Below are 13,002 nucleotides of genomic sequence, written 5' to 3' on the forward strand. Positions count from 1 at the left end.
TAAAAACCTAAGGGGGGAAGATATTAATTCTTCCCCAATTTTCAATTAAAGATTTATTTACAATTTTATAACTTCACTTCAACCGAATCCCAGCAGTAATCCTCCCTGGTATATGACAAATGAAACCACATATGCAACCACCAGAGTATACCCTGCAGAGAAAGCTGGCCATTTCCATGAATTGGTCTCTCTTCTTATTGCAGATAGCACAGCTAGACAAGGTATGTACAGCAGTACAAATGCCATGAATGCATAAGCTGAGAGGGGAGTGAATAGTTTTTGTATGGCTGATATAAACCCTGCATTTTCTTCGGGTGATTCTTCTTCGTCTGCAGGTGCCGCTTCAGCTGTTGCGTTATCACTGGATACTTCACTTGATGCCTGTTCACCTGCTGAATCTTCACCAACTCCGTAAATGGTACCAAAAGTACTTACAACCACCTCCTTAGCAAGGAAACCAAATATTACTGCAACGGAAGCTTGCCATTCACCAAAACCGAGAGGTGCGAATACTGGGGCTATAGCAGTCCCTACCTGTCCGGTTATACTTGCCTGTGAACCATATTCGACCCCCACAGGTAAACTGCTGAGTACCCATATGACGATGGATAGGGCAAGGATAATTGTACCCATTTTTCTTATGAAAAGATATCCTCTCTCCCACATGTGGAGTAGAGCACCTTTAACAGTTGGCCGTCTGTATGGTGGAAGTTCCATAACAAAAGGCGCTGACATCCCTTTAAATAATGTTTTCTTAAATATAGATGCCATTATGATTGCTACTACTATTCCCAGCATGTAAATTGAGAACAAGACCCATCCTTGGTATGCAGAGAAAAACGCAGCTATAATAAGGGCGTAAACAGGTAGCCTTGCACTGCAGGACATGAATGGAACGATTAACATGGTTAAAAATCTATCTTTCTCATTTTCAAGTGTCCTTGTGGCCATTATACCGGGTACACAGCACCCAAAACCAAGTATCATTGGTATAAATGATTTTCCATGCAGACCAACCAGTTTATGCATTAATTTGTCCATTACAAATGCAGCTCTTGCCAGATAACCACTGTCCTCCAGTATAGCAAGTATCAGAAACAGCAGGAAGATCATAGGTATAAATACAGCTACACCGCCTACACCACCTATTATTCCATCAACAAGGAATGATGTTACAAATCCAGGGCCTAAATATGCACTTATAGTGTCTCCAAGCCAACCAAACCCTGAATCGATAAGATCCTGGAATGGTGCACCTACAGTGAAGGTTATCTGGAATGTGAGCCACATTATAATTAGGAATATGGGTATTCCCAGATATTTATTGGTTACAACGCGGTCAATTAAATCAGATCTTGTTACCTTGTCTATCTTTGGTTTCTGCACTGATTCCTGAATAAGTCCTGCTATAAAACCATATCGAGCATCGGTAACTGATGCGTCAACATCATCTCCAAAAACATCATTTAAATGTTTTTGAACTTTCTTTACCTCGGATATGACTTTTGACCCGTTTTGAGAATTTTCAACTTTTTTTACAACTTCTTTATCATTTTCGAGTAGTTTAAGAGCTGTCCAGCTTGAAGGAGCATTTATTGTTGAAATATTTTTATTTATAATTTCTTCGAGCTGATCTACATGTTCAGAAATTTCATTTCCGTATTCTATTCTGCCTGAAACATCGTTAGGGTATTTTGAAACTTCCATTACTGTTTTCATTAATTCATTAAACCCTGTTTTATCAACAGCTTCAATTTTAACAACAGGTATCCCTAAAAGTTGGGATAATTTATCAATGTTTATTTTAAAGCCTTTTTCATCTGCAAACTTGTTCATATTGAGTGCAAGCACTAAATTGGCTCCAAGTTCCATCATTTGCACAGTTAAATATAGATTCCTTTCTAGATTAGCAGCATCAACAATATTAACAATTACATCTGGATTTTCATCAACAATATAATCTCTTGAAACTATTTCTTCAACGGAATAAGCGGTAAGGCTGTAATTTCCTGGAAGATCGATTACATCAAATTCATTTCCTTTATATTTAAAGCTTCCTTCTTTTTTTTCTACAGTTTTGCCCGGCCAGTTACCAACGTGCTGTTTCATACCAGTCATCTGGTTAAAAAGTGTACTTTTACCAACGTTTGGATTTCCTGCCAGGGCTATTTTTATCTTTTCCATGGGTTGTATTCCTCCCATATTGGGTATTTTTCACGTCCTAAGACCCATGACGATTTAAATTCATTATTAAAGGTTTTAGGTATTTTTTTAATTATTATCTTGAAATTATCCAAATTTAAGTTGTGGATAACTTTTTGCTTTCTATTTGTTTCTATTGAACTATTTTCAGCGCTTATTTTTAGAACCTGACTGAAATTATCATGTTACTTCGATTTCGATATTTACTGCCTCTTCTTTTCTTAAAGATATGGAGTATCCTTTAATTTTCACTTCCATGGGATCTCCTAAGGGTGCTATTCTTTTTACTTCAATATTGGACCCTCTTACAAATCCCATTTCCATAAGGTGTTTTCGAAGTTCACCTTTTCCGTTGTAAGATACAATAATTCCTGATTCTCCTGTTTTAAGTTCATTCAATGTTGTTATCATTTTTTTATTCACCTCATTTGTCCTTCCAATATTTAGGTCCACCTAAATATTGTAAAGTTAGGTATACCTAAATCTTTTTTGATATATAAGGTTTGCTATTTTTTTAAGCTGGCCTAAAAATTTAGATGGGTCTCATAGAGCAAGTAACAATTAAATTGTAGTTTTAAGTTAAATTAGTAAAAATAAGGAGGTCAGGGACCTGTTTTAATTCCAGATCCCTAACTAGACATTATTTTGGAGGATAAACCGGTATGGTAGACCTATTTACATGTTTGATTATTTAAAATATGATTTTAAGCTAGTTTTTTGGCAGAAGAAGGCCTAAAACCATATTTTGATGTGTTCTGTCTATAAACGTGGTTTCAAATGATACATTTGAGCTCTGATGATCTAAAACCATGTTTACAATCTACTTTCATATTTAGGCGTACCTAAATAATGGAAAGTTAGGTATAGTTAAATCTTTTATAATATATAAATTTTTAGGTTGACCTAAAAATTAGATGATATCTTAGATGTGATTAAGATGTCTAAAATAAAAATTTAAAAAATTAAATGAATTTCAAATGGACAATCCGGTTACCAAACCTATCTTTAAAGGTTGGAATTAATGACAGCCAGCGTATTATCCTCCACCTGTTTTTATGGTAATCGAAGTAATGCCAGTCTTCAATAAATTCAATATGGGAGTTTAATTTCTCAATATCTTTTCCTTTTTTGATTCCCCACTGAAGACGAGCTTCTATTTTGTACTGATCCTTGATAAGATCATGTTCTTGGTTTTGTTTTACCAGTGATGCAGGCGTGGTCTCAAGGAGCATTTCAGCTCCCTTAAATGCATGGGCTAATTTATCCATTATCTCTTCAACTTCCTGTTCTGTGAGATACATGAATATTCCTTCTGCAATTATTAGAACAGGTCCTTTTGCTTTGATATCATCTATCCATGAATAATCAAAGACAGATTTGGCTATCATTTTATGTCTTTCACTCTCATTGAAGAACTGCTCCCTAATAGTGATTACTTCAGGTAAATCCAGGTCATACCAGCAAATTTTGCCGTTATCTGTCCTTAAAAAGCGGGTGTCAAGGCCGCATCCAATATTGATAATAGTGGCAGTAGGATATTTGTCAATAAAAGTCTTCGCTGCTTTATCTAAGAGTTCAGTTCGAACGGCAACACTGATCTGTGTTGGCTCTTGATTCTTAAATTTGGAAAAGTCATATTCGATCTTTGCCATTATTTCGACAGCTTTTTCATCTTTAATAATTGGATTTTCATGTTTTGTTTCAGTTGCCCTGGCCCACAAGGGAACCAGTAATGTTTCAGGTACGCCCGTTAATTTTTGTTCCATGTTTTAGCACCTTGGATATTAAGATTTAATAGTTAGTATTTAGTTTATATAATGTGTTTCTGTCTCAATTTGATCAATAATTTATAAAATTACAGACAAAATTAATACTATGGGAGAGATACAAATTTTAGGTGCAGGCCCTGCTGGATTATCTGCAGCTATAAATCTTGCCCGATCTGGTTATAATGTAGATATTTTTGAAAAGAGCAGTGATGTGGGCTCAAGATTTCATGAGGACTTTCAGGGACTTGAAAACTGGTCTGATAAAGAAGATGTACTTAAATTATTTAAGGATATGAACATTAATCTTAATTTCAAATATAATCCCTTTTTAGAACTTAAAATTTTCAATGAATCTAAAATATGGAATTTTAAATGTAAAAGGCCCGCATTTTATCTTGTTAAGAGGGGATCAAAAGAAGAAACTTTAGATACTGCTTTAAAAAATCAAGCTTTGGATCTGGGAGTAAATGTTCATTTTAACGAGATAATCCCTGAAAATGAAGCTGATATTATTGCAACAGGCCCTATAAAAGATAAAATTTATGCTGCAGCAAAGGGAATTACCTTTAAAACGTTCTCTCAAAATATGGCCGTTGGCCTTGTTAACAATAATGCAGCTTTAACTGGTTATTCTTACCTTTTAATTGCAGGTGGACATGGCTGCATGGCTACTGTCTTATTCAATAATTTTAACAACATGGATTCTTATTTTAAACAAACAAAAAAGATTTTTAATAATAAGTTTGACTTGAATTTGAAAGAAACATGTAATATGGGCGGTATAGGTAGTTTTTCATATGAAAATGTTTTTAAACGAGGTAAAAGTTTATATGTGGGCGAAGCCGCGGGTCTGCAGGACTTTTTATGGGGCTTTGGGATTAAAAGCGCTGTGACATCAGGATACCTTGCTGCAAAAAGTATAATCAATGGAAAAGATTACCAGAAATGTGCAGAAAGATTTTTTGAGGATAAATTAAAAGCAGGTATGGTTAACCGTTATTTATGGGAACGATTCTGTTTTTTAGATTATTCTTTTATTGTAAACAGAATTCATAGGTCAAAAGATCCCCTTAAATTCCTTAATTATTTTTACAATGTCAATTTTATTCATAAAATGATTTATCCATTTGCTCACAGATATTTAAAGAAAAAATATGAGATTTTAAGTATTTAACTTTTTTAAAAAGAATATCTATAAAGAAAATACAGTTAAATAATTTATAAATATTAAATTTAGATTAAGTTGATTTTATTGGGAGCGTTATCCATGATCAGAGGCAATTTAGTTAACCCGTTTACTGAAGAGATCTATCCTGCAGAAATAGAAGTACGTAGTGGGATGGTAGAATGCGTGAAGCAAATTGAAGGTAAATTTAACCAGTACATTTTACCTGGATTTATTGATGCACATATACATATTGAAAGTTCAATGCTTACGCCTTCAAGGTTTGCAGAAGCAGTTGTACCACACGGAACAACGTCAGTTGTATCAGATCCCCATGAAATTGCCAATGTTCTGGGAATCCCTGGAATAAAGTATATGATTGAGGATGCATCGACTGTTCCACTTAATGTGTTTTTTACAGCCCCATCATGTGTTCCTGCAACGCCGTTTGAAACTTCGGGTGCTGTAATTAGCTCAAAAGAGATTGACGAACTCCTTAAATATGATGAAATGGTTGCACTTGGAGAAATGATGAATTTTCCAGGAGTTTTGTCGGATGATCCTGAAGTTACGGCCAAAATTGCCGCCGCGAAAAATCATGGAAAGCCTGTAGATGGGCATGCGCCTCTTTTAAGTGGAAATGACCTCTGTAAGTATATTGCAGCAGGAATTTCAACTGATCATGAATGCACATTGAAAAAGGAAGTAATTGAAAAAAGAAAACTTGGAATGAAGGTGATGCTCCGACAGGGCTCGTCTGCAAAAAATTTGGCGGATTTAATATGCGCTGGTGGAGATTTCATAATATCTGATGATAAACATCCTGAAGATCTCTTAAAAGGGCATGTTAATTTAATGCTGAAGGAAGCTGTTGAACTGGGAGAAGATCCTGTTAAAGCAGTTAAGATGGTAACTATTAATCCTGCAGCTCATTATGGCTTAAATACTGGATTAATTGCTCCTGGAAAATCTGCAGATATGGTCGTAGTTGATGATCTTGTAAATTTCAATGTAAAAGAAGTTTATATTGATGGAAATATTGTTGCACGTGAAGGAAAAGCGTTGTTTTCAGTTAATCCTCCTGCACTTGAAAGTACATTTAAAATAAGTTCTAAAAAACCTGCAGATTTTGAAATTTCATCTCATGAAGGAGAAGAAAAAGTAAGGGTAATTGATGTACGTGAGGGGCAGCTGCTTACTGGAGAATCTGAAGCAGTATTAACTGTTGCCAGTGGTAAAATAGGGCCGGATGTAAAAAATGATATTTTAAAAATAGCAGTTCTTGAAAGATACGGCCATAACAAAATGGCAAATGCATTTGTCCATGGATTTGGACTTAAAAAGGGAGCAATTGCATCAAGTGTGGCCCATGATTCACATAATATCATTGCAGTTGGAACAAACAGTCAGGATATGGTAGATGCTGTTAACAGTCTTGTTAAAAATAACGGCGGACTTGTAACTGCATCTAATGGGTGTATACATTCCTTAAAACTCCCAATCGGTGGTTTAATGAGTATGAAATCTGCTGAAGATGTGGCCTTTAAACTTGAAGTTTTACACAATGCTCTGGATGATATGGGCTGTAAACTGGATTCACCCTTTATGACCATGTCATTTTTAGCCCTTCTAGTAATTCCTAAACTAAAAATAAGTGATATGGGACTATTTGATGTAGAAAAGTTTGATTTTGTGGATGTTGTAAAGTGAATGGAAATTCAGGTGATCTCATGAAAGTTATACCGCTTGCTTTTGAAAGTATGGGCGTAAGGTCCATGGCTACATTTGTTGAAACCGACCAGAAAATACTTATTGATCCTGGGACATCTATAGCGCCTAAAAGGTTTGGATATCCTCCATGGAAGACCGAATTTGATGCATTGCACGAAAACAGAGCTAGAATTGAAGAATATGCAGAAAAAGCAGATATTATCACTATAAGCCATTACCACCATGACCACTACACTCCATTTGAACTTGGAAAATTTCTGGATTCTTCACCGAAAATTGCAGAAAAGCTGTATCAAGGAAAAAAATTGTTCATTAAACACCCCACTTCCAAAATCAACAAAAGCCAGCAAAAACGAGCTTCTGATTTTTTAAAGAATTTAAAGGATTTAGACTGTGAAGTATCATATGCCGATGGTAAATCATTTGAAATTGGAGATACATCTATTAAATTTTCAAATCCTCTTCCCCATGGATCGCAGGGGAGTAAATTAGGTTATGTACTTGCGGTAACCATCATGTGGGATGGAAAAACTTTTATGCATGCATCTGATGTTCAAGGCCCCATTTATGGCGAATCAAAGAATTTTATTCTCGAAGAAAAACCGGATATGCTGATATTAAGCGGCCCTCCTATTTATCTTGCAGGATATGCCGTTGAGAGAAAAGATATCGAAAAAGCTCGAATCAATTTAATTGAAATAGCGGAAAAAATACCTAAAGTGGTATTGGACCATCACCTTTTAAGGAGTACGAGATATACCAATTTTGTAAATTCAGTAGAGAAGGAATCTGGTGGTGAAATAATGGTAGCATCTCAAATCGTAGGTAAAGAACCTGATTTGTTAGAGGCAAGACGGAAACAATTTTATAGAACTTAAATTTATTAAGAGCATCTGGTTATTTATTTAAAAATTTTAAAATGTGATGGCTGTTAAATCATGTATAATTCATATTATGATGGTTAAATAGCTTTAAAAAAGTAGAATTCTGTTTTATAATAAAAAAACTTATATTGTAATAAAAGTAAATATAACCATCTTATTTGGGATAATGCCATTAAATAGCCAATAGTTCAAAATGCTAATCTTAAAGACCTAAGGATGATAAGATGGATGCTAAGTACATTAACGTTCTTTTGATAGAAGATAATCCTACAGACACAGCTTTAATAAGGGAAATGTTAAATGAAGTACGAAAACATAGATTTAAGTTACATAATACTCGCCGCCTTGAAGATGGATTAAATTATATCGAAAAAAATGGGGCAGATGTGCTGTTACTGGATTTAAACTTACCGGATAGTTTTGGTTTTGATACATTTCTAAAAGCTAAAGAAAGAGTACCTCAAATTCCTATCGTTATATTAAGTGCATTCGATGATGAAGATGTGGCAATTAATGCAGTTAAAGGTGAAGCACAGGACTATTTAATTAAAGGAAAGGTTGACAGCAGTCTTCTGTCGCGATCTATATCATATGCAATCGAGCGTAAAGCAATTGAGGGTGAATTGATAAGGCACAGAGATCATCTTGAGGAACTGGTTCAAGAAAGAACAATTGAACTTCAGGAAGCAAATAAAAAGCTTAAAAATGAAATTGAAGAACGTAAAATGGCTGAAGATGAGATTAAAACATCACTTGAGGAAAAGAATATACTCCTTGAAGAGATACACCATCGAGTCGAAAATAATTTACAGACAATATCTAATCTTATGGGACTAGAATATACTCAGCTCAATGATAAAGAACCTATTGAGATTTATCAAGAAAGCCAAAACCGTGTTAAAACGATAGCTTTAATTCATGAGACTCTATCTAGATCTGAAGACTTTGCAATAATTGATTTTAATAAATATGCCCATGATTTAATTAATCACCTGTTTAAGTCATATACAGTTGATAAAAATATAAATGCAAAGATAAAGATAGATGGAATTCTGCTGGATATAGATACTGCAGTTCCATGTGGTTTAATTCTAAATGAACTCGTCACCAACTCCATAAAACATGCTTTCCCATCGTCGTATTTTGAAGATCGTAAACTCTTAAAAAGTAGATTTACGCAGCCATCTAACCGTGAATTTGTAAATGATCAATTTAAAGGTCAAAATGATATAACTGGAGAAATAAATATTTTCTTTACTTTAGATGATGGTAATTTCACATTAAAAGTGGGGGACAATGGAATTGGCTTACCTGATGATATTGATTTTAGATATGCAGAGACTAGTGGGTTGCAACTGGTAAATGCATTGGTGAGACAGCTTGATGGGCTCATTGATCTTGAAAAGGATAATGGTTGTGAATTTAAAATTATATTTAGAGAATCCAGTGTATAGATAAAATTTTAAAAGTCTTTTTTTTAAATTTATATATTCATTATATTATTTTAAATTAAAGGGTTTATCAGTCGTTTTCAATATATTTTAGAATATTTTGCATCGCTTTTTTATGATCTAAGCTTCCAACACGGTTTACAGTTCTTGACATTTCATGAATTCGTTCTAAATATTCTTTTGCAGTATTTTCATCTACCATTTTAATTCTTGTTAAATAAACAAGTGATTCTATTATCGCAAAAATGGCCCTGTTTAAAGGTTCAACACTTTCTTTTTTAATAATAACTTCATTTACATCGGCTTTTATTATTGTCATCTTGGATTTGCTGATATTATCTTCTTTTTCAATTTCTTTAGTGCCGATTACACTTGCAGTAAAAAACGCATCTGTATTTTTAATGTAAAACACATCACCATGCTTTTTAAAATGATCATGAGAAAGATCTCCAGTGGTGCAACCTACAAAAACTAGAGGATCTTTTAGTATATTTACAACAAATTTGGAGTTCGCTTTTATGTTTTCAAGAGTGTGGGTTCCTTCAAAAAGATTCAGCACGATTTCACTTTTATTTTTGCAGATAACTCCTATAGGGGCTGCATTTGGCACTCCGTTCCTATTTTGAGTGGTTATAATTGTTTCATAGAGTAATCCCTTTTTCATTCCCACAGATTCAAGATCTTGCATATGTTCACCCTGCTAATTTAGTTAAACTTATGTCATTTGATTTCTTTAGTACTGTTAATAAATTATGTGGTGAAGAATCTATTTTTAAGTTAGACGGGTTATAACTGATTATTTAAATTTAATATTATAAAAACAGGATTTAAATTAAAAAGTAGCATGTTTAATAAATTAATTGTATATTAAATCTAAAATAAACTATTTTATTTAATTAAATAAATAGAAAATGAGTAAATTATCTTAATTTATCTGTATCTGTCTCTGCCTTTTAAAGATATACATGATAAAGGCTATGATTGGCTTAAGAACTATATCTTGAGAGAATTTCTAAAAACAGTCCAAATGGAGATGTGATATAATTTTATGATAATTAATAACATTAAAACAGGTTTAAAGAATGTATTTCGTCTGAAATCATTAATTAGAAATCGTTCAGAAATAATCATACTCATATCGAAATGAGGTTAATAGAAATTGAGTAAAATTATTGTATGATTAATTAATATTAACTTGAAATAAAATTAAATGGGAGGTAAATTGTTTTGATTATCCGTATCTGTCTCTGCCTTTCAAAAAGATATATACGATAAAGGCTAGGACAAGTATAATGATTATTGGTAGCAAGAACCATAGTATCTTGAGTAAAATTACTGCAACTATAATAGCTATTATTATATATATGATATCTCTAAATTCCATATATCCTAATTGTATTTTAATATATTTATACATTTTTATGTTTACATGACTTAATTTACTAATAAAACAATATTTGGGAGATATATAATGAAAATACTTGTTATAAATAATCATGGACAGTACAATCACAGAATCCATAGAACATTACATTATCTAAAGATTCCTTCAGAACTAATTCCGAATTCAACATCTATTGATCAAATAAATGAAAAAGAACCCGTAGGTCTCATACTGGGTGGAGGACCATCTATAGAAAGGACTGGAAATTGTTTTGAATATGTTAAAGAACTGGATTATCCTATTTTAGGGATTTGCCTTGGCCATCAAATAATAGCAAAAGCTTATGGTGGAGAAGTAGGATCTGCAGGGATGGAAAGTTATGCAAAAATTGAAATTACCATAAAAGAAGAGAATGATATCTTTAAGGGACTTGGAGATACCATGAAAGTCTGGACATCTCATAAGGATGAGGTTACAAAGTTACCTGAAGGTTTTAAACTGCTTGCAACATCTCCAATTTGTGAAATTGAAGCGATGAAGCATGAAACTAAACCGTTATATGGTATACAGTTCCACCCTGAAGTTCATCATACTGAAAACGGGCCTAAACTACTTGAAAATTTCTATGAATTTTGTAAGAATTACTCAAGTCAGTAAAGAATAAATTAGTTCACTTTTTAAATTTTAAAAATAAAATTAGAAAATTAGTGCCATTTAAGGCGCTAAATACTTACTTTTCTTCATGATATTCTTCTTCGGTATTTATACACCATAGATTATCCTTGGAAGTGACTCCTTTTATAATATTGTCAACTGCAGTCATTGCAGTGAGCATGGAATGGTCCATGTTGTTGTATCTATGCATTCCATTTCTTCCAATTAAAAACAGGTTCTCAAACTTATTTGTGAAATCTTTAACGGTGTCAAACTGGTTATAAGTACCAAAGTATGCAGGATACGTTTTTTGAACTCGTATTACTACGTTGTCAAGCACATCTTTTTTGTCGATGATGTCAATTTTTGCAAGTTCGTCTATGGCAAATTTTGAGAAGTCTTCATCACTCATAGTCCAGTATTCATCTCCTTCATCACAGAAGTATTCAAGACCAATCCATGTTTTGGAATCATCATTTACAAGATAAGGGCTCCAGTTGTTGAATATTTGAAGCCTACCAATTTTAACATCACGTTCCTGTATATAAATCCAGTTATCTGGGACTATATTATTGATGGTCCTTTGATTAGTTTCATTTTTTATTTTAAGTTCATTTAAAAGTAAACCTACTGTAATAAAGTCACGGTATATCAAGCCATTTGCAACATCTTGAACATTTTGAGGTACATTTTCTGTAGCGTTAATTAAGTCTTTAACTGGCATTGTTGAGAAGAAATAATCTCCTTCTATACTTTTTATTTCACCTGTTTTGGCGTCTTTAATTTCAATTTGATTAACGTTATTGCCATCATGTTCAATTCCAACAGCTTCCTGATTGAAGTGTATTTCGCCGCCGTTTTCAGTGATAATTCTTGCTACTTCTTCCCATATTTGTCCTGGCCCATATTTGGGGTACATAAATTGTCCTATTAAGCTTGTTTCCACGTTTTTCTGCTCTATGGAATCGTTTTTTGAAAATCCACTTTTTAATGCGTGGGTGACAACTTTAGTTATAGATAAGCCTTTTACCCTTTGGGCTCCAAAATCGGGTGCAATCTCACTGCAGGGAACTCCCCATAGTTTTATATTATAATCATCAAAAAAAGTGCCGTAAAGTTCTTTACCAAACCTGTTGATATAAAAGTCTTCGAGGGTATTTTCCTCTTTAATTGGAGATATTGTGACTTTAGCGTAACTTAGGCCTATCTTAATCATTCTTAAGGCGCCTAAATTTCGAATAGTGTTGGAATTTAATTTAACAGGGTAATCAAAAAATTTTCTAAGGAAATAGATCCTTGAAAGGCGCCCTCTGTTAAGCATTACTTTATCTTCTTCTTCTGGATCAGGTGCTGCAATTTTTTTAGCTTCTTTTTGCCCTATTTCTCTTTTTAAGCATTCTTTCTCCAATGGAACTTCTCTTCCAAGGGTTAAATCGTCTTTTGCAGGTGTCCCTTGTAGCGGCATGATATTCTGCCACCATTTCATAACCCGATCATTTTTTGAAAAGAATCTGTGACCGCCTATGTCTATATGATTGCCCTTATATTCAACGGTTTTTGAGATTCCTCCAATATCTTCGCTTTTTTCATAGATAATTGGTTTGATATCAGTTTTATCAAGTAATTCATAAGCTGCAGTTAATCCTGCAGGTCCTGCTCCTATTATAATCGCTGTTTTTTGACTCATATCGGTACTCCTTGCTTAAATCCTTGTGTTTTGATTATTATCGATGTTTTTACTAAGCATCGCTTTTAGTATACT

At 33.5% G+C, this 13,002-nt stretch carries 10 protein-coding genes; 5 read left to right on the forward strand and 5 right to left on the reverse strand.

What is annotated here, in order from left to right:
* Positions 1-78: 78 nt before the first annotated feature.
* From feoB to EJ01_RS12180, 3 genes are all read right to left on the reverse strand, one after another.
* The gene (gene feoB / locus EJ01_RS12170) at positions 79-2,184 is read right to left on the reverse strand and encodes a ferrous iron transport protein B (protein WP_048080885.1); all 2,106 of its coding nucleotides are present in this window, start codon (positions 2,182-2,184) and stop codon (positions 79-81) included.
* 198 nt (positions 2,185-2,382) lie between these two features.
* Positions 2,383-2,613: a FeoA family protein gene (locus EJ01_RS12175; RefSeq protein WP_048080884.1), complete on the reverse strand. Its 231-nt coding sequence runs from the start codon at positions 2,611-2,613 to the stop codon at positions 2,383-2,385.
* Between the two features lie 551 nt (positions 2,614-3,164).
* The gene (locus EJ01_RS12180; RefSeq protein ID WP_048080883.1) at positions 3,165-3,968 is read right to left on the reverse strand and encodes a class I SAM-dependent methyltransferase; all 804 of its coding nucleotides are present in this window, start codon (positions 3,966-3,968) and stop codon (positions 3,165-3,167) included.
* Positions 3,969-4,077: 109 nt separating this feature from the next.
* Here EJ01_RS12180 and EJ01_RS12185 point away from each other — a divergent pair, with 109 nt between their 5' ends.
* The 4 genes from EJ01_RS12185 (at position 4,078) to EJ01_RS16685 (ending at position 9,205) form a co-directional block, all read left to right on the forward strand.
* On the forward strand, positions 4,078-5,145 hold the full coding sequence (locus EJ01_RS12185) for an NAD(P)/FAD-dependent oxidoreductase (protein ID WP_052376142.1): 1,068 nt from the start codon (positions 4,078-4,080) through the stop codon (positions 5,143-5,145).
* A 93-nt stretch (positions 5,146-5,238) separates the two neighbouring features.
* Entirely contained in the window at positions 5,239-6,846 is a 1,608-nt protein-coding gene (ade, locus tag EJ01_RS12190; protein WP_048080882.1) for an adenine deaminase, read from the forward strand.
* A gap of 20 nt (positions 6,847-6,866) precedes the next feature.
* On the forward strand, positions 6,867-7,745 hold the full coding sequence (locus EJ01_RS12195) for an MBL fold metallo-hydrolase (RefSeq protein WP_048081070.1): 879 nt from the start codon (positions 6,867-6,869) through the stop codon (positions 7,743-7,745).
* A 230-nt stretch (positions 7,746-7,975) separates the two neighbouring features.
* Positions 7,976-9,205, forward strand: coding sequence for a histidine kinase dimerization/phosphoacceptor domain -containing protein (locus EJ01_RS16685; RefSeq protein WP_052376144.1), 1,230 nt, complete (start codon positions 7,976-7,978; stop codon positions 9,203-9,205).
* A gap of 67 nt (positions 9,206-9,272) precedes the next feature.
* Here EJ01_RS16685 and EJ01_RS12205 read toward each other — a convergent pair whose 3' ends face one another.
* A complete protein-coding gene (locus tag EJ01_RS12205; protein WP_048080881.1) occupies positions 9,273-9,890 on the reverse strand; it encodes a DUF447 domain-containing protein in 618 nt (205 codons plus the stop codon).
* 783 nt (positions 9,891-10,673) lie between these two features.
* Here EJ01_RS12205 and EJ01_RS12215 point away from each other — a divergent pair.
* Positions 10,674-11,243, forward strand: coding sequence for a GMP synthase subunit A (locus EJ01_RS12215; protein WP_048080880.1), 570 nt, complete (start codon positions 10,674-10,676; stop codon positions 11,241-11,243).
* Positions 11,244-11,316: 73 nt separating this feature from the next.
* On the opposite strand, the gene EJ01_RS12220 is transcribed toward EJ01_RS12215, so the two are convergent.
* The gene (locus tag EJ01_RS12220; protein ID WP_048080879.1) at positions 11,317-12,927 is read right to left on the reverse strand and encodes an NAD(P)/FAD-dependent oxidoreductase; all 1,611 of its coding nucleotides are present in this window, start codon (positions 12,925-12,927) and stop codon (positions 11,317-11,319) included.
* Between the last annotated feature and the right edge of the window lie 75 nt (positions 12,928-13,002).

Source organism: Methanobacterium veterum, from assembly GCF_000745485.1.
GTDB classification, from domain to species: domain Archaea; phylum Methanobacteriota; class Methanobacteria; order Methanobacteriales; family Methanobacteriaceae; genus Methanobacterium_D; species Methanobacterium_D veterum.

Excerpts from the sequence above, each read along its gene's own strand:
- ade (WP_048080882.1), top strand. The coding sequence starts at position 5,239 with ATGATCAGAGGCAATTTAGTTAACCCGTTTACTGAAGAGATCTATCCT.
- EJ01_RS12185 (WP_052376142.1), top strand. The coding sequence starts at position 4,078 with ATGGGAGAGATACAAATTTTAGGTGCAGGCCCTGCTGGATTATCTGCA.
- EJ01_RS12180 (WP_048080883.1), bottom strand. The coding sequence starts at position 3,968 with ATGGAACAAAAATTAACGGGCGTACCTGAAACATTACTGGTTCCCTTG.
- EJ01_RS16685 (WP_052376144.1), top strand. The coding sequence starts at position 7,976 with ATGGATGCTAAGTACATTAACGTTCTTTTGATAGAAGATAATCCTACA.
- feoB (WP_048080885.1), bottom strand. The coding sequence starts at position 2,184 with ATGGAAAAGATAAAAATAGCCCTGGCAGGAAATCCAAACGTTGGTAAA.
- EJ01_RS12220 (WP_048080879.1), bottom strand. The coding sequence starts at position 12,927 with ATGAGTCAAAAAACAGCGATTATAATAGGAGCAGGACCTGCAGGATTA.
- EJ01_RS12195 (WP_048081070.1), top strand. The coding sequence starts at position 6,867 with ATGAAAGTTATACCGCTTGCTTTTGAAAGTATGGGCGTAAGGTCCATG.
- EJ01_RS12205 (WP_048080881.1), bottom strand. The coding sequence starts at position 9,890 with ATGCAAGATCTTGAATCTGTGGGAATGAAAAAGGGATTACTCTATGAA.
- EJ01_RS12215 (WP_048080880.1), top strand. The coding sequence starts at position 10,674 with ATGAAAATACTTGTTATAAATAATCATGGACAGTACAATCACAGAATC.
- EJ01_RS12175 (WP_048080884.1), bottom strand. The coding sequence starts at position 2,613 with ATGATAACAACATTGAATGAACTTAAAACAGGAGAATCAGGAATTATT.